Consider the following 16,230-nt stretch of genomic DNA (forward strand, 5'->3'; position numbering starts at 1 on the left):
ACGAATAGGTTCGCTCAAGAGACGAACAAGTTCGCTCTGGGATGTCGGAATGTCACGGGATGGAACGTCCTGGGTTAGACGCCGCCTTCGCGGCGGCAGCCAGATCCGAAAGAAGCCTTACCATGAGTCCCAAATTCCTCCGCATCGCGGTCGTGCTCGGCCTGTTGTCCGCCATCGGCCCGTTCGCCATCGACATGTATCTTCCTGCCCTGCCGTCGATCGGCGAGGATCTGCACGCCGGCACCTCGGCGGTGCAGATGAGCCTGCTGATCTTCTTCCTGTCGATGGGGTTCGGCCAGATCCTCGTCGGTCCGATCTCCGATATGGTCGGCCGCAAGCTGCCGCTCTATGGCGGCCTCGCGCTGTTCATGATCGGCGGCATCGGCTCGGCGATGGCGCCGACCATCGAATGGCTGATCGCCTTCCGCTTCCTGCAGGGCCTCGGCGCCAGCGCCGGCATGGCCATTCCGCGCGCCATCGTGCGCGACCTGCACACCGGCAACGAGGCGGCCAAGCTGATGTCATTGCTTATGCTGGTGTTTTCGGTGTCGCCGATTCTCGCGCCGTTGACCGGCAGCCAGATCATCGAGAGCTTCGGCTGGCGCGCCGTGTTCTGGACCGTGACGGGTGCGGCGGCGCTCGCCACCATCCTGCTCGCCACGTCGCTCAAGGAGACGCGCTCCGTCGAGGAGCGCGCCGGCTCCTCCTTCGGCACGGCGTTGTCCGGCTACCGCTACCTGATGGGCGACCGCAACTTCCTCGGGCTGGTGGCGATCGCCGGCTTCGGCATCGCCAGCTTCTTCGTCTATCTGTCGAGTTCGTCCTTCATTCTGATCGACCACTACGGCCTGTCGCCTTCGGTCTACAGCGTGTTCTTCTCGATCAACGCGGTTGCCTTCATCGGCATGTCGCAGCTGACCGGGATGCTGGCGGACCGCTTCGGGCTGAAGCGCGTTGTCTGGGTGGCGGTGACCGGTTATGCCACGACGATGGTGGCGCTGTTCGCGATCATGGCCTCCGGCGTCGACCGGCTCGATGTGATGGCGGCGCTGCTCTTCGTCGGCTACGGCTTCCTCGGGCTGGTCATCCCGACCACTTCGGTGCTGGCCATGGAAGAGCATGGCGAGATCGCCGGCACCGCCTCGGCGCTGATGGGCACGCTGCATTTCGCCATCGGAGCGCTGGCCATGGGTGTCGCCGGGCTGTTCTTCGACGGCACGCCGCTGCCGATGGTGGCCGGCATCACGCTCTGCGCGGTGATTTCCTTCTCGCTGGCCAAGCTCACGCTCGGCCGCGTGCGGGAGACAGTGGAAGCGCCGGCCGAGTAAGCAACGCTCGAAATCGTAACAAAAAGGCCGGGCTCGCCCGGCCTTTTTCATGTTTTGCATAAACCGGCCGCATCGGCAACGAAGCGCAATCGCTCCGCGATGGGAACGAGCGAACAGCACCGGGTCGTAGCCTCGTGCCAGGCGCAAAAATGCTGCTGCAGAAAAATGGAGGAGGGGAGAAGTGGAGGTTTCTGTTGCCAGGTACCTCCGAACCCCGCCTAGAAGTGCGAACCTCTAGGGCTTGATTTGAAGCGTTCGCACTGCATTACGCAGCGAGACGAGCTTCCGCATAGTTGTCGTTGGCAACTATAAGTTTAGCCCGATGACGGTGGTACAATGCCGGGCAAAAGTACGATCTTTACACCTTCGTCGATCCTATTTCGCCCCCAGCAAAAGCCGCTCTTTCGACAAGAGCGGTTTTTGGTGGAGGCGCCGGGTACCGCCCCCGGGTCCGAACGGCTTATTGCATCGCCTGTTTATCGCCATAGTCGGTCAAGCCGACGAAACGAATATAGGGGCCGATCATGGAAATTGAAAGGCCGAATGGGACTTTGTCCCTATCTCAAAATGGGTTGACTTGCCGGCGCGCTCAACCGAAGCTTTGCACCGGTGAGGAGTTGCTACCTAGCGCACAGATTGCGTAGAGCGCCACAAGCCTCATCGACAGGATCCGTGGCGCCGACGAGGGGATTTTTCTGATGGCCGACTATCTCGCGGATGTGAAGAAGTACGACGCCGGCGCCAGCGCCGACGCGGTCGAGAAGATCGTCAAGCACCTGGGCATCGCGCTGAGGAACCGCGATTCCTCGCTGGTGTCCTGCACGGACCCGAAGGAACTGGAACGCGTCCGGGAGAACTGGGCCGCCAAGAAGCTCGGCGTCGCCGACGCCAAGAAGGCCGATGGTGCGATCGAGAAGGTCTGCAAGGCGATGGCCGCCGACAACACCAAGAGCCGGGTGACGTTCTACTACCTTGTGGCGAAGGACCTGGGCAAGCTCGGCTCCCTCTGAGATCGGGCGTCGGCTTGCAGAGGCCGGCGCCGCAAGGGCGGTCGCTCCAGATTTGAATTTGCACCCACTGTGCGGCAGTGCCGCCCCTCACCTGCCTGCCGGCATCCTCTCCCCGTATAGTGACGGGGAGAGGGGACGCGGTCATTGATGGTTTCGCCAATCACCGGCGTTTCGAGAAGGGCAGCGGCGTGCGGCCAGCCTCTTTCTCCCCGTCACTATACGGGGAGAAATGCCCGGCAGGGCAATGAGGGGCGGCGCAACCGCCCGGAAAGAATGGTGGCAAAGCAATGCTTGTGCCGTATTGATGTGTTCGGCCAGCTGTCTGGTAGCTATAATGCCCGCACTCCCGAATCGAGGCCAAGCCGATGCGCCAGTATCTCGACCTGTTGAAGCATGTGCTGGAGAACGGCGTCGACCGCGGCGACCGCACCGGAACCGGCACCCGCGGGGTGTTCGGCTACCAGATGCGTTTCGACCTCTCACGCGGCTTCCCGGTCACGACGACCAAGAAGCTGCATCTGAAGTCGATCATCCACGAGCTGCTCTGGTTCCTGGCCGGTGACACCAACATCAAATACCTCAAGGACAATGGCGTCTCCATCTGGGACGAATGGGCGGACGAGAACGGCGACCTCGGCCCGGTCTACGGCAAGCAATGGCGCTCGTGGCCGGACGGCCGTGGCGGCGAGATCGACCAGATCGCGAACCTTCTGAAGGAGATCCGTCGCAATCCCAATTCGCGGCGGTTGATCGTCTCGGCGTGGAATCCGGCCGAGGTCGAGGCGATGGCGCTGCCGCCCTGCCACTGCCTGTTCCAGTTCTACGTCTCGGAAGGCCGGCTGTCCTGCCAGCTCTACCAGCGCTCCGCCGACATTTTCCTCGGCGTGCCGTTCAACATCGCCTCCTACGCGCTGCTGACGCTGATGGTGGCGCAGGTGACCGGGCTGAAGCCCGGCGATTTCGTCCACACGCTCGGCGACGCGCATCTCTACTCGAACCATTTCGAGCAGGCGCGCGAGCAGTTGCGGCGCACGCCGAAGCCGCTGCCGACGATGTGGATCAATCCGGAGGTGAAGGACCTTTTCGCCTTCCGGTTCGAGGATTTCCGGCTCGAGAACTACTTCGCCGACGCGACCATCAAGGCGCCGATCGCCGTCTAAGGTGTTGATATTCAGGCGATGCCGGCCCGCGACCGGCGGTTTCCTGCGCTTCCGGTGCTGACGTAAGTTAAGTACGCTCCGCTCCGGTTCTCGGAAACCGCCGTTCGCGGCTCGGCCTGACCTGAATCTAAACGCACCTTCGCCTCAATGTCGGGATTTGGAGTCAGACTCGTCCGACAATCGCCGTCAGTCGATGCCGACCATGACATCCGAGGCCTTGATCACCGCATAGGCCTGCTTGCCCTTTTCGAGCTTGAGGTCGGCAACAGCCTCGTTGGTGATCGAGGCGGTGACGACGGCGCCGCCGGTATTGATGCGGACATGCGAAGTGGTGGCTCCCTTGACGATCTCGACGATCGTTCCCTTGAGGATATTGCGGGCGCTGATCTTCATGGAGGGCTCTTTCGCTGTGTTGGCTGAAATCCATCGTAGGCTGGGAAAATCCTGTCGCACAACGACAGTGGCCGCGAAAGCTCTTTCCTTGTTATATTCGTGCGGATATATCGATCGGCAGGCTTTGAGCCGAATGGATTTTCAAACCCCCGGGGAGAGTTTCTTGCTGACGCGCACGGATTTCGGACTTAAGGCCTTCGCTGTTGGCGGGCTGACCGCACTTTTGATGGCCGCCGCACCTGCCGCCCATGCCGAGGACAAGGTGGTCGTCTTTGCCGCGGCCAGCCTCAAGGAGGCGCTCGATGGCGTCAACAAGGCGTGCGAGGCCGATGTCGGCGAGGCGGCGACCATTTCCTACGCGGCAAGCTCGGCGCTGGCCAAGCAGATCGAGGGCGGCGCGCCGGCCGATATCTTCATCTCGGCCGACCTCGACTGGATGAAGTATCTCTCGGACAAGAAGCTGACCAAGCCGGACACCGAGGTGAAGCTGCTCGGCAACCAGATCGTGCTGGTGGCGCCGAAGGATTCCAAGGTCGAGGCCAAGATCGACAAGGGTTTCGACCTCGCCAAGCTGATCGGCGACAGCAAGCTCGCCATGGGCGATGTCAAGGCGGTGCCGGCAGGCAAATACGGCAAGGCGGCGCTGGAATCGCTGGGCGTGTGGTCCTCGGTCGAGAGCAAGGTGGCGCAGGCCGAGAATGTGCGCGCGGCGCTGAAGCTGGTGTCGACCGGCGAGGCGGGGCTCGGCATCGTCTATGCCACCGACGCGCATGCCGAAAAGGGCGTGAAGGTGGTCGGCACCTTCCCGGAGGATTCGCATCCGCCGATCATCTACCCGGTTGCCCAGACCGCCGATTCGAAGGACAAGGATGCGCCGGCATTCCTGAAATGCCTCGAATCCGCCAAGGCGGCGGACCTTTTCAAGGCGCAGGGGTTCACCATCCTGGCGCCTTCCAACTAAGGCAGCGTCCCACGCATGAACTGGCTGCTGGACCTCACTCCCGACGAATGGAATGCGGTCCGGCTGTCGATCAAGGTGGCCACGGTGGCGATGCTCTTCAGCCTGCCACCGGGCATCTTGATTGCGCTGGTTCTTGCCCGGGGAAAGTTCTGGGGCAAGACGCTGCTCAACGGGCTGGTGCACCTGCCGCTGATCCTGCCGCCGGTGGTGACCGGTTACCTGCTTCTGCTCACCTTCGGCAAGCGGGGGCCGGCCGGCGCCTTTCTGGCCGAGCATTTCGGCATCGTCTTTTCGTTCCGCTGGACGGGTGCGGCACTTGCCTGCGGCGTCATGGGCTTTCCGCTGATGGTGCGGGCGATCCGGCTGTCGATCGAGGCGGTGGACCGCCGGATGGAGGCGGCGGCCGGCACGCTCGGCGCCAACCCGCTCTGGGTGTTCACCACCATCACGCTGCCGCTGATCCTGCCTGGCCTGATCGCCGGGTCCATCCTGGCCTTCGCCAAGGCGATGGGCGAATTCGGCGCGACAATCACCTTCGTCTCCAACATCCCCAACGAGACGCAGACGCTGCCTTCGGCGATCTACACCTTCACCCAGGTGCCGGGCGGCGATGACGGCGCGCTCAGGCTGACGCTGATCTCGATCGTCATCTCGATGGCCGCGCTGGTGGCGTCGGAAGTGCTGGCGCGGCGCGTCGGCCGGCGGATGGACATCGAATGACGCTGCTCGTCGACATCGGCCACCGGCTTGGCGATTTCGAGATCGATGCCAGTTTCGAAAGCGCCGGTCGGCTGACGGCGCTGTTCGGGCCGTCCGGTTCCGGCAAGTCGACGCTGATCAACCTGATCGCCGGGCTGATCCGTCCCCAGAAGGGGCGGATCGCCATCGACGGCCGCGTGCTGGTCGATACGCAATCCGACGTGTTCGTGCCGATGCACAAGCGCCGCATCGGCATGGTGTTCCAGGACGCGCGGCTGTTTCCGCACATGAGCGTCGCCGGCAATCTGCGCTATGGCCGGTGGTTCACGCCGGCCTCCGAGCGCTATGCCGACATCGACGCGGTGGTCGGCCTGCTAGGCATCGGCCATCTGCTCGACCGGCGGCCGGCCAAGCTGTCGGGTGGCGAGAAGCAGCGCGTGGCGATCGGACGGGCGCTGCTTGCCAGCCCGAAACTGCTGCTGATGGACGAGCCGCTGGCTTCGCTCGACGAGGCGCGCAAGGCTGAGATCCTGCCCTATATCGAGCGATTGCGCGACGAGACGAAGATCCCGATCGTCTATGTCAGCCATTCCGTCGCCGAAGTGGCGCGGCTGGCGAGCGACGTGGTTGTGCTGGCGCAAGGCAAGGTCGCGGCCGCCGGCCCGACCGGGGCGATCATGCAGCGGCTCGACCTGTTGCCGGCGGAAGAGCGCGGCGAGGGCGGCGCGGTGCTGGACACCAGGGTGCTGCGCCACGACGAGACCTTCGGCATGACGGTGCTCGGCTCGCCGGCCGGCGAAATCCGCGTGCCGCGCCTGTCACGGCCGGCCGGGACGCCGGTGCGGCTGCGCATCCGTGCCCGCGACGTCATGATCGCGACCGAAGAGCCGGTGGGTCTCAGCGCGCTCAATATATTGGCGGGAACGATCACCGCGGTCAGGCCGGGCGTCGGCCCGACGGTGGAGATCGCCATCGACTGCAATGGCGCCATCGTGCTGGCGCGCATCACCGAACAGTCGAAGCACACGCTGCGCCTTGCCCTCGGCCGCAAGGTCTTCGCGGTGATCAAGACCGTGAGCTTCGACAGCGCGACGACGGGACCAGGGCTGCCGACCGAGGCCGATGGGTGACGAAAGGACAATGTCGCTATGTTGGTTTGGAATAGCGATTGCGCTACCGAGCGGCTAATCTGATCGCGGAGGACAAGGGATGCCATCGCTGAGCTTGCGGATAAATCTCGATCCCGACGGGCGGATCGGGCCGGGCAAGATTGAGCTGCTGGAGCAGATCGCCGCCTTCGGCTCGATCTCGGCCGCGGCGCGCGGCATGGAGATGTCCTACAAGCATGCCTGGGACCTGGTCGAGGACATGAACCGGGTGTTCGGCAAGCCGCTGGTCGCGGCGCAGACGGGCGGCAAGAAGGGCGGCGGCGCGCAATTGACCGCGGTCGGCCTGGCGGTCGTCAGCCGCTTCCGGGCCATAGAACGGGCGGCAGCGTCCGCGGCAGCGCAGCATATGGAGGCCTTGCAAGCGGAGATCGATGCGGGCTGAGCGCCGCCCCGTACCGGGTGGTCTCTATTCCTCAGGCTCGCCGGGCTTGCGCAGCAGATAGGTGTCCATGATCCAGCCCTTGCTTTGCCGGGCTTCCTCGCGGACCCTTTCGATCTCCGCGCCGACGTCGCCAAGGCGACCGGAGATGACGATCTCGTCGGGCGTGCCGAGATAGGCGCCCCAATGGATGACGAGGTTGTCGTCGTCCAGCGTGTTGAAGGCGCATTTGCCGTCGAGCATGACGACCGCGCTGCCGGCGTTGCCGGGCATGCCCTCTTGCGTCAGGCGGCGGCCGGTGGTGATCAACACGGGATCGCCGATGCGGTTCAGCGCCATTTTGTGGCCGGCAGCCAGCGCCTGGACGGCGGTGATGCCGGGAATGACCTCGAGCTCGAACTCGACATTGCGACGCAGCCGCACCCGCTCGAGGATGCGCAGCGCGCTGTCGTAGAGGGAGGGGTCGCCCCAGATCAGGAAAGCGCCGCAACCATCTTCGGCAAGCTCATCGCGGATCAGGCCTTCGTAGATTGCGGCGATCGCTTCATGCCAGTCGTCGACCGTCGCCCGGTAGGAGGGAGAGGGCTCGGCCCGCACCGGCACGTCGAATTCCACCCGGCGCGATTTCGGGTTGGTCACGAAGCGGTCGCAGATCTGCCGGCGCAGTTCGGCGAGATCGTTCTTTTTCGCGCCCTTGTCTGGAATAAACAGGACGTCCGCCCGGTTCAGGCCGTTGATGGCCTGGACCGTCATATGTTCGGGATTGCCGGCGCCGATGCCGATGACCAGAAGCTTGCGCATGCGCGAACTCCTGCCCGATCGGGAAGCCGGTGTCCAGACAGGCGTGAAGCAAGCACCGGCAAGGCCGCCGAATGGCCATCGTTTGGTGGAAACGCCGAACTGCTCTAGCTATTTGTCTTGCGTAAGTCCGGGCGGAAAACCGCTACCCACTTTTCCTGGATTTGCTCTAGATGTGGGCGCGCATCCGGCCAATGCCGGCTCTGCCGCCAAGAGGGGGGTTCATGTTCCGCACTATCCTGACCGCAGCGCTGGCATGGTCGGCCACGCCGGCATTGGCCAACGATTCGATCGCAGAACTCGGAACCGGCGGACTGATCCTGTCGCGCAGCGACGCCGTCGCCATGGCGAGCGAGGACCTCTTCATCTCGCAGGAAAAGGTGACGGTCGACTATGTCTTCCGCAACAACACCGACAAGGACGTCAGTGCCATCGTTGCCTTCCCGATGCCCGACATCGAAGGCGACCCGAACGAGATGCCGGCGATCCCCGAAGCGCAGAGCGATAATTTCCTCGGCTTCGAGGTGACGATCGACGGCGCCGATGCAAAGCCGCAACTCGAGCAGAAGGCCTTTGCGCTGGGTATCGACATCAGCGCCGATCTCAAGGCGCAGAACGTGCCGCTCTATCCGTTCGGCGACGCGGCCAAGGCGGCGCTGGCGAAGCTTCCCAAGGAGGTCGCCGAGGACTGGGAAAACCGCGGTATCATCATCGAGGATACCGCCGATGACGGCTCGGGGATGAAGACCGTCTACGCGCCGTTCTGGCAATTGCGCTCGACCTATTGGTGGCGTTCGACCTTCCCCGCCAACAAGGCGGTGCATGTCTCGCACCGCTACAAGCCGAGCGTCGGCGGAACCTCGTCGGTCAGCTTCTTCTATGACGGCCAGTTCCAGGGCCAGTACGCGACCTACAAGACCCGCTATTGCATGGACGATGGTTTCGAGAATGCGGTGCGCAAGGCGGCCAAGGACAATCCCGACGGCTACCCGCAATATTTCGAAAGCAGGATCGCCTATATCCTGACCACGGGCGGCAACTGGGCCTCGGGCAATATCGGCGACTTCAAGCTGACCATCGACAAGGGCAGCCCGAAGAACCTGGTCTCCTTCTGCGGCGACAATGTCCGCAAGGTCGGACCGACGACATTCGAGATGACGGCGAAGGATTTCTATCCCGAGCACGACATCGACATCTTGCTGCTCGAGCCGGCGGATGACACGAGCGGCGGTGACAACGGGAACGGTGGCTGATGGATATCGCAATCTACGTCGCCATCGCCGAGAACGGCGTGATCGGGCGCGATGGTGGCCTGCCATGGCGGCTTTCCACCGATCTCAAGCGCTTCAAGGCCGACACGATGGGCAAGCCGATCATCATGGGGCGCAAGACCTATGAAGGCATCGGCCGGCCGCTGCCGGGCCGGCTCAACATCGTGGTGACGCGCGACAAGGCCTGGCGGGCCGAAGGCGTCGAGACCGCGCATTCGCTCAGCGATGCCATCGCGCTTGCCAATGTGCGCGGGCGCTGCATGGCCGGCGCCGACGAGATTTGCGTGGTCGGCGGCGGCGAAATCTACGCCCAGGCGCTGCCGCTGGCCGATCGGCTGCATGTCACCCACGTGCTCGCCAGCGTCGAGGGCGATGCGCATTTTCCGCCGATCGACCCGCAAGTGTGGCGCACCGTCGGCGCCGAGGACGTGCCGGCCGGCGAGAAGGACAGCCACGCGACCCGCTATACGGTCTACGAACGCCGTCGCGGCGCAAACTGAGGACGACAAAGGGTCGCTAGCGGCCCAAAACGGACGGCCGGCCAGCAGATCGCGTTGAAAGCGCGCCGTGGCGTCCCTATAGAAGTACGACATCGGATTTTGCGCCGTCAGGCCGGCGCTGAGGGAATCCCAAGCGAAAGGACATTCATGCCCTGGAACGACAAGAGCGGTGGCGGCGGCCCATGGGGCGGCGGCGGCAATCAGGGTCCCTGGGGGCAGGGGCCGAAGGGCCCCAGCGGTCCGCAAGGCTCGCCTCCCGACCTGGAAGACATCATCCGCCGCGGCCAGGACAGATTGCGGCGCGCCCTGCCGGGCGGCGGCGGCGCCAGCCCCGCGGTGTTCGGGTTGATCGCCGCGGCGCTCGTCGTACTGTGGGCATTCAAGGCGGTCTACACCGTGCAGCCTGACGAGGTTGCCGTCGAACTGCGCTTCGGCAAGCCGAAGGCCGAGCTTTCGGAGCCCGGCCTGCATTTCCATTGGTGGCCGGTCGAGACCGTCGAGACGGCCAACATCGCCGAACAGCTCGTCGATATCGGCGGCGGCGCGACCAACAGCAACAGCTCCGGGCTGATGCTTTCGGGCGACCAGAACATCGTCAACGTGCAGTTCTCGGTCGCCTATCAGGTCTCCGATCCCAGGGCCTATCTGTTCGACGTATCCGATCCCGACGGCATGCTGCGGCAGGTCGCCGAAAGCGCCATGCGTGAAGCCGTCGGCCGTCGGCCGGCTCAGGATATCTTCCGCGATGACCGCCAGGGCATAGCCGCCTCGGTGCGCGAGATCATCCAGACGACACTGGACGGCTACAAGGCCGGTCTCAACGTCAACGCCGTCTCGATCGAGGATGCAGCGCCGCCGCGCGAGGTGGCCGACGCCTTCGACGAGGTGCAGCGGGCCGAGCAGGACGAGGACAAGTTCGTCGAGCAGGCCAACCAGTATTCCAACCAGAAACTCGGCCAGGCGCGCGGCGCGGCCGCCCAGATCCGCGAGGACGCGGCGGCCTACAAGAACCGCGTGGTTCAGGAGGCCGAGGGTGAGGCGCAGCGCTTCATCTCGGTCTATGACGAATACGCCAAGGCGCCCGACGTGACGCGCAAGCGCCTCTACCTGGAAACGATGGAGCGGGTGCTGAAGGATTCGAGCAAGGTCATCGTCGAGCAGGGCAACGGGCAAGGGGTCGTCCCCTACCTGCCGCTTCCGGCATTGCAGCAGAAGGCGCCGGCGCCGGGCGCCCTGGGCGCCACGACGGGAGGAACCCAGTGATGGCCAACCGTCTCCCCATCATCGCCGTCGTCGCGGCGGTCGTCCTGTTCCTGATCTACTCATCGGTGTTCGTGGTCAACGCGCGCCAGCAGGCGCTGGTGCTGAGGTTCGGCGAGATCGTCGACGTCAAGACCGAGCCCGGCATCTATTTCAAGGCGCCCTTCGCCTTCTTCGATGCCGACAGCGTGCAGCTGATCGAGAACCGCGTACTGCGCTTCGACCTCGACAACATCCGCGTCCAGGTCTCGGGCGGCAAGTTCTACGAGGTCGATGCCTTCATTGCCTACCGTATCTCGAACCCGCGCGTCTTCCGCGCCGCGGTGTCCGGCAGCATCGAGCTTGCCGAGCAGCGGCTGAGGACGCGTCTCGACGCGGCGCTTCGCCGTGTCTACGGTCTGCGCGACTTCGAGGCCGCGCTGTCCGAGGAACGCGCCGTCATGATGCGCGAGGTGCGCGACCAGCTCAGGCCCGACGCCACCTCGCTCGGCCTCGAAATCGAGGATGTGCGCATTCGCCGGACCGATCTGACCGCCGAGGTTTCGCAGCAGACTTTCGACCGCATGAAGGCCGAGCGTCTCGCCGAGGCCGAGCGGCTGAGGGCACGCGGCAACGAGGCGGCGCAGCGCATCAAGGCCCGCGCCGACCGCGAAGTGGTCGAGATCGTCGCCGAGGCGCAGAAGGAATCGGAAATCCTGCGCGGCGAGGGCGAAGCCCAGCGCAGCGCGACCTTCGCGGCCGCCTATCAGCGCGACCCGGCCTTCTTCGAGTTCTACCGCTCGATGAACGCCTACGGCACGGCGCTCGACAACACCGGGACGACCATGGTGCTGTCGCCTGAGTCCGAGTTCTTCCGCTATTTCCGCGATCCGAACAGCATGGAAGCACCGGTAAAGCCAACGGCGCCGCAACCCGCGCCGGCCACGCCGCCGGCGCAACCCGGCACCGGCCAGTAGCGGCCGGTGCAGGATTTTCTCGCGGCAATGGGCCTGGTCCTCGTCGTCGAGGGCCTGGTCTATGGCGGGTTTCCGGGCTTGGCCAAGAAGCTCGCCACCGAGGTGCTGTCGATGCCGGAGACCGCGCTGCGCATCGCTGGACTGGCGGCGATCGCCATTGGCGTCGGCATCGTCTGGCTGGTGCGCGGCTGACGAAAATTTCTTGGTGCCGGCGTAACGGACGATTTATCCTCTGCCGATAGCCATAGCCGCAAACGTGCCGTATTTCTTGCCAACATGACGCAACGCGGCGTTTTTGCGGAAGCGCTTTCTTTCAGAAACACCGGGAGGCCCTCGATGACACCCAACACCCTTCTGCGCGTGGCCAGGCGGACGCTCGTCGCCGGCGCAGCGGCGCTGCTCGTCGGCACCTTCCTTGTCCCGTCCACCGTGACGCCGACCGTCGCCGCCGACGGACCGGCTTCGGTTGCCGATCTTGCCCAGGGCCTGCTGGGCGCCGTCGTCAACATCTCGACCTCGCAGACGGTGAAGGGCTCGGAAGGACCCGGCGCGGTGCCGATGCCGCAATTGCCCGAGGGCTCGCCGTTCCAGGATTTCTTCGACGACTTTTTCAAGAACCGCGGCGGCGACAAGGGCGGCGGCGCCCAGAAAGTGCAGTCGCTGGGCTCCGGCTTCGTCATCGACGCCGAGCAAGGCATCGTGGTCACCAACAACCACGTCATCGCCGACGCCGACGACATCGAGGTGAATTTCTCCGACGGCGTGACGCTGAAGGCGACGCTGGTCGGCACCGACACCAAGACCGACGTCGCGGTGCTGAAGGTCGACCCGAAGGGCCACAAGCTGACGGCGGTGAAGTTCGGCGATTCCACCAAGATGCGGGTCGGCGACTGGGTGATGGCGATCGGCAATCCGTTCGGCCTCGGCGGCACGGTGACGGTCGGCATCGTGTCGGCACGCAACCGCGACATCAATTCCGGCCCCTATGACGACTTCATCCAGACCGACGCCGCGATCAACCGCGGCAATTCCGGCGGTCCGCTGTTCAACAGCCTGGGCGAGGTCATCGGCATCAACACGGCGATCATCTCGCCGTCGGGCGGCTCGATCGGCATCGGCTTCTCCATTCCCTCGCAGCTTGCCTCGGGCGTCGTCGACCAGCTTCGCCAGTTCGGCGAAACGCGGCGCGGCTGGCTCGGCGTGCGCATCCAGCCGGTGACCGACGACATCGCCGAAAGCCTCGGCATGGCGACCGCCAAGGGCGCGCTGGTGGCCGGCGTCATCAAGGGCGGGCCGGTCGACAACGGCACGATCCTGGCCGGCGACGTCATCATCAAGTTCGACGGCAAGGACATTCACGAGATGCGCGACCTGCCGCGCGTCGTCGCCGAAAGCCCGGTCGGCAAGGCGGTGGACGTGGTCATCGTGCGCAAGGGCGTCGAGCAGACGGTGAAGGTGACGCTCGGCCGGCTCGAGGACGGCGAGAAGCTGGCCAGCGGCGAGGACGGCAGCAACACCGACCAGGACAATGGCGACAAGGCGCCCGCGGTCTCGACGGCGGCCGTGCTCGGCATGACCATCGGCGAACTCAATGACGAGACGCGGACCAAGTTCGGCATCGCCGCCGACGTCTCGGGCGTCGTCATCACCGACGTCACCAAGGATTCGGCAGCGGCCGAGCGCGGCATCCAGCCTGGCGAGGTGATCACCGAGATCGCCCAGGAATCGGTGGCGACGCCGAAGGACGTCATGGACCGCATCGGCGCGCTGAAGGAACAAGGGCGCAAGAACGCGCTCCTGATGCTGGCGTCGAAGACCGGTGAGTTGCGGTTCGTTACGATCCGGATGGATTGAGTCCGGAAAATCGCGCAACCGACTGAGTTTCAATGAAAAGGGCGGCTAACGAGCCGCCCTTTTTCGTGCCTGCCAGTCATCGCGCGCCAGCCTGTAGAAGACATGCCGCTTGAGCGCCGGATGACTGTCCGGGATGTCGGGATGATCGAAGTCGCGCGCCGGATCGGCGCTCATGCCGAGGCGCTTCATGACGGCGGTGGAGCGGTGGTTGTCGGCCACGGCGAAGGAGACGATCTCGTCGCGGTCGAGCGTCTCGAAGCCAAAGGCGAGCCAGGCCTCGGCCGCCTCCGTGACATAGCCCTTGCCCCAGAATTCGGGCGCCAGCCGCCAGCCGATCTCGATTGTGTCGGAAGGCATGGACGGCACGTGATCGGTCTCCAAGAGGCCGACAAAGCCGATGCATTCGCCCGTCGCGGCGATCTCGGCGGCGGCAAAGCCAAAGCCATCCTCGGCGATCCAGCCGCGAAATTCATCCATTTTGGCATCCGTCTCGGCGCGGTCGCGGCGGAACGGAAAGAATTCCATCACCTGCTCGTCAGAATTGATGCGATGGAAGAGCTCGCGATCACGATCCTCCCAGTTGCGCAGGATCAGGCGCTTGGTGCGCATCGGTTTCATCCGGCAAACTCCTCCTGGCGATAGCCTTGCAGATAGAGCAGCGCCGTCAGGTCGCCATGGTCGATGCGGACCTTGGCCTCCGCCGCCACCGAGGGCTTGGCATGCAGGGCGACGCCGGTGCCGGCCAGGCGGATCATATCGAGGTCGTTGGCGCCGTCGCCGACGGCAAGCGCGTCGGCAGGGGTGAGACCAAGCCGGGCGGCGATCTCGAGCAAGGCCTCCGCCTTGGCGGCGCGGCCGAGGATCGGCTCTGCGACCAGGCCGGTGAAACGGCCATTCTCCTCGATCAGCCGGTTGGCGCGGTTTTCCTGGAAGCCGAGCATCGCCGCGATGCGGCTGGTGAAGACATTGAAGCCGCCGGACACGAGCGCCGCCCAGGCGCCGTTGGCCCGCATGGTGCGCACCAGCACGAGGCCACCGGATGCCAGCGTCAGCCGGGTCTCGACGAGGCGGTCGACCACGGCGGTGTCGAGGCCCTTCAGCAGGGCGACGCGCTCGCGCAGGGCCGGTTCGAAGGCGATCTCGCCGTTCATCGAGCGCGCGGTGATCGCCGCGACACGGTCCTTGACGCCGATCTCGTCGGCCAGTTCGTCGATGCACTCCTGGTCGATCATCGTCGAATCCATGTCGGCGATGAGGATCTTCTTGCGCCGGCCGTCAGCCGGCTGGACGATCACGTCGACCGGGTGCGAGGCGAGCGCGGCGCGCAGGGTGGCGGCCGTTTCAGAGGCGTCCGCGGTTTCCGGCAGGACGAGATCGCAGGCGATGTCCTCGGCCAGCCAGCGAACAGCGCTTGCGCCGACCGACCGTGAGGCCATATTCGCTAGCGTGGCCGATACGGCGCGGCCTTCGGGATGGGACACAAGCGTGGCGATCAGCGGCATCGGGACTTCCGGACAGGCGGGCGAGGGCCGCGTGAAGAACGCGATCCTGATAGCCGGGCCGACCGCCAGCGGCAAGTCGGCGCTTGCGCTGGATCTCGCCGAGCGCCAGGGCGGCATCATCGTCAACACCGATTCCATGCAGGGCTATTCGGTGCTCGACGTGTTGACAGCGCGGCCGGGCTCCACCGATCTCGCCCGCGCGCCGCACCATCTTTACGGCCACGTCCATCCGTCGGTCGCCTATTCCACCGGCGCCTGGCTGCGCGACGTGACGAAGCTGATCGAGGACCGCCTGCTCGCCGAACGGCCGGTCGGTGCCTTCGTGGAACGGCCGGTGATTTTTGTCGGCGGCACCGGGCTCTACTTTCGCGCGCTTGCCGAAGGGATTTCGGACATGCCCGAGATTCCGACGGCGATCCGCGACCGCTGGCGCTACGAACTCAAGGAACAGGGCGCCGAGAGGCTGCACCGCATCCTTATGCGCGAGGATTCGGCGGTCGGCATGCAGCTCAGGCCGACCGACGGCCAGCGCATCGTGCGCGCGCTGGAGGTGCTCGACGCCTCGGGCCGTTCCATAGCCGAATGGCAGGCGGCGCGGGGCCGGCCGCTTATCGACCGCGAGAGCGCGCGGTTCCTGGTCATCGAACCGGATCGCGCGGAGCTGGTCGGGCGGATCGAGACGCGGTTCGACCGCATGCTGGACGTCGGCGCCCTGGACGAGGTCAGAGAGCTGTTGGCGCTCAACCTCGATCCGGATCTGCCGGCGATGAAGGCAATCGGCGTGCGCGAGTTGCAGGCGGCGATGGCCGGGCAGTTGGGCTTCGCCGAAGCGATCGAGCGCGCCAAGATCGCGACGCGGCAATATGCCAAGCGCCAGGCGACCTGGTTCCGCCATCAACTGGGTCCGGAATGGCGGCGATTGCATGTCGCCGGCGGCGCCATGCCTGCGATCTGATCTCTGGCCGCTAATGCAATCACGAAAGTAAGACA

At 65.0% G+C, this 16,230-nt stretch carries 18 protein-coding genes and 1 other RNA gene; 14 read left to right on the forward strand and 5 right to left on the reverse strand.

Annotation, left to right across the window (positions count from 1 at the left end; translation table 11 throughout):
* The first annotated feature begins 122 nt into the window (after positions 1 to 122).
* Entirely contained in the window at positions 123 to 1,328 is a 1,206-nt protein-coding gene (locus EN786_RS09565) for a multidrug effflux MFS transporter (RefSeq protein ID WP_127283644.1), read from the forward strand.
* Positions 1,329 to 1,508: 180 nt separating this feature from the next.
* Here EN786_RS09565 and ssrA read toward each other — a convergent pair.
* Positions 1,509 to 1,869, reverse strand: a transfer-messenger RNA (tmRNA) gene (ssrA, locus tag EN786_RS09570).
* Between the two features lie 157 nt (positions 1,870 to 2,026).
* On the opposite strand from ssrA, the gene EN786_RS09575 reads away from it, so the two are divergent.
* Together EN786_RS09575 and EN786_RS09585 are read left to right on the forward strand one after the other, a co-directional pair.
* Positions 2,027 to 2,338 carry a DUF2853 family protein gene (locus tag EN786_RS09575; protein WP_127283645.1) on the forward strand — a complete coding sequence of 104 codons (312 nt, stop codon included), beginning with the start codon at positions 2,027 to 2,029 and terminating at the stop codon, positions 2,336 to 2,338.
* 365 nt (positions 2,339 to 2,703) lie between these two features.
* Positions 2,704 to 3,498: a thymidylate synthase gene (locus EN786_RS09585; protein ID WP_127311555.1), complete on the forward strand. Its 795-nt coding sequence runs from the start codon at positions 2,704 to 2,706 to the stop codon at positions 3,496 to 3,498.
* A 186-nt stretch (positions 3,499 to 3,684) separates the two neighbouring features.
* On the opposite strand, the gene EN786_RS09590 is transcribed toward EN786_RS09585, so the two are convergent.
* Positions 3,685 to 3,891 carry a molybdopterin-binding protein gene (locus tag EN786_RS09590; protein WP_127311556.1) on the reverse strand — a complete coding sequence of 69 codons (207 nt, stop codon included), beginning with the start codon at positions 3,889 to 3,891 and terminating at the stop codon, positions 3,685 to 3,687.
* A gap of 166 nt (positions 3,892 to 4,057) precedes the next feature.
* On the opposite strand from EN786_RS09590, the gene modA reads away from it, so the two are divergent.
* From modA to EN786_RS09610, 4 genes are all read left to right on the forward strand, one after another.
* Positions 4,058 to 4,852: a molybdate ABC transporter substrate-binding protein gene (gene modA, locus EN786_RS09595; protein WP_127311558.1), complete on the forward strand. Its 795-nt coding sequence runs from the start codon at positions 4,058 to 4,060 to the stop codon at positions 4,850 to 4,852.
* A 15-nt stretch (positions 4,853 to 4,867) separates the two neighbouring features.
* Complete coding sequence (gene modB, locus EN786_RS09600; protein ID WP_135908266.1) at positions 4,868 to 5,572, forward strand: molybdate ABC transporter permease subunit; 705 nt, start codon at positions 4,868 to 4,870, stop codon at positions 5,570 to 5,572.
* Complete coding sequence (gene modC, locus EN786_RS09605) at positions 5,569 to 6,681, forward strand: molybdenum ABC transporter ATP-binding protein (protein ID WP_135908268.1); 1,113 nt, start codon at positions 5,569 to 5,571, stop codon at positions 6,679 to 6,681. The genes modB and modC overlap by 4 nt, the downstream gene beginning before the upstream one ends.
* A gap of 79 nt (positions 6,682 to 6,760) precedes the next feature.
* A complete protein-coding gene (locus EN786_RS09610) occupies positions 6,761 to 7,102 on the forward strand; it encodes a winged helix-turn-helix domain-containing protein (RefSeq protein WP_127311832.1) in 342 nt (113 codons plus the stop codon).
* A 24-nt stretch (positions 7,103 to 7,126) separates the two neighbouring features.
* Here the strand turns inward: EN786_RS09610 and cobF are convergent, their stop codons facing one another.
* Positions 7,127 to 7,900, reverse strand: coding sequence for a precorrin-6A synthase (deacetylating) (cobF, locus tag EN786_RS09615; protein WP_127311833.1), 774 nt, complete (start codon positions 7,898 to 7,900; stop codon positions 7,127 to 7,129).
* Positions 7,901 to 8,121: 221 nt separating this feature from the next.
* Here cobF and EN786_RS09620 point away from each other — a divergent pair, with 221 nt between their 5' ends.
* The 6 genes from EN786_RS09620 (at position 8,122) to EN786_RS09645 (ending at position 13,738) form a co-directional block, all read left to right on the forward strand.
* Entirely contained in the window at positions 8,122 to 9,150 is a 1,029-nt protein-coding gene (locus tag EN786_RS09620; RefSeq protein WP_127311834.1) for a DUF4424 domain-containing protein, read from the forward strand.
* Positions 9,150 to 9,668: a dihydrofolate reductase gene (locus tag EN786_RS09625; RefSeq protein ID WP_127311835.1), complete on the forward strand. Its 519-nt coding sequence runs from the start codon at positions 9,150 to 9,152 to the stop codon at positions 9,666 to 9,668. The genes EN786_RS09620 and EN786_RS09625 overlap by 1 nt, the downstream gene beginning before the upstream one ends.
* Before the next feature lie 147 nt (positions 9,669 to 9,815).
* Complete coding sequence (gene hflK, locus EN786_RS09630) at positions 9,816 to 10,931, forward strand: FtsH protease activity modulator HflK (RefSeq protein WP_127283653.1); 1,116 nt, start codon at positions 9,816 to 9,818, stop codon at positions 10,929 to 10,931.
* Complete coding sequence (locus tag EN786_RS09635; protein ID WP_127283654.1) at positions 10,931 to 11,884, forward strand: protease modulator HflC; 954 nt, start codon at positions 10,931 to 10,933, stop codon at positions 11,882 to 11,884. The genes hflK and EN786_RS09635 overlap by 1 nt, the downstream gene beginning before the upstream one ends.
* A gap of 6 nt (positions 11,885 to 11,890) precedes the next feature.
* A complete protein-coding gene (locus EN786_RS09640; RefSeq protein ID WP_127283655.1) occupies positions 11,891 to 12,076 on the forward strand; it encodes a DUF2065 domain-containing protein in 186 nt (61 codons plus the stop codon).
* 144 nt (positions 12,077 to 12,220) lie between these two features.
* A complete protein-coding gene (locus EN786_RS09645; protein ID WP_127283656.1) occupies positions 12,221 to 13,738 on the forward strand; it encodes a DegQ family serine endoprotease in 1,518 nt (505 codons plus the stop codon).
* A gap of 45 nt (positions 13,739 to 13,783) precedes the next feature.
* On the opposite strand, the gene EN786_RS09650 is transcribed toward EN786_RS09645, so the two are convergent.
* A complete protein-coding gene (locus EN786_RS09650) occupies positions 13,784 to 14,356 on the reverse strand; it encodes a GNAT family N-acetyltransferase (RefSeq protein ID WP_127310996.1) in 573 nt (190 codons plus the stop codon).
* Positions 14,353 to 15,240 carry a phosphoserine phosphatase SerB gene (gene serB / locus EN786_RS09655; protein ID WP_127310995.1) on the reverse strand — a complete coding sequence of 296 codons (888 nt, stop codon included), beginning with the start codon at positions 15,238 to 15,240 and terminating at the stop codon, positions 14,353 to 14,355. The genes EN786_RS09650 and serB overlap by 4 nt, the downstream gene beginning before the upstream one ends.
* Between serB and miaA the strand changes: the two genes are divergently transcribed.
* Positions 15,230 to 16,195 (forward strand): tRNA (adenosine(37)-N6)-dimethylallyltransferase MiaA, encoded by a 966-nt coding sequence (gene miaA, locus EN786_RS09660; protein WP_127310998.1) that lies wholly within the window; start codon positions 15,230 to 15,232, stop codon positions 16,193 to 16,195. The genes serB and miaA overlap by 11 nt on opposite strands.
* Positions 16,196 to 16,230: the final 35 nt, after the last annotated feature.

Source organism: Mesorhizobium sp. M4B.F.Ca.ET.143.01.1.1 (genome assembly GCF_004792275.1).
GTDB classification, from domain to species: domain Bacteria; phylum Pseudomonadota; class Alphaproteobacteria; order Rhizobiales; family Rhizobiaceae; genus Mesorhizobium; species Mesorhizobium abyssinicae.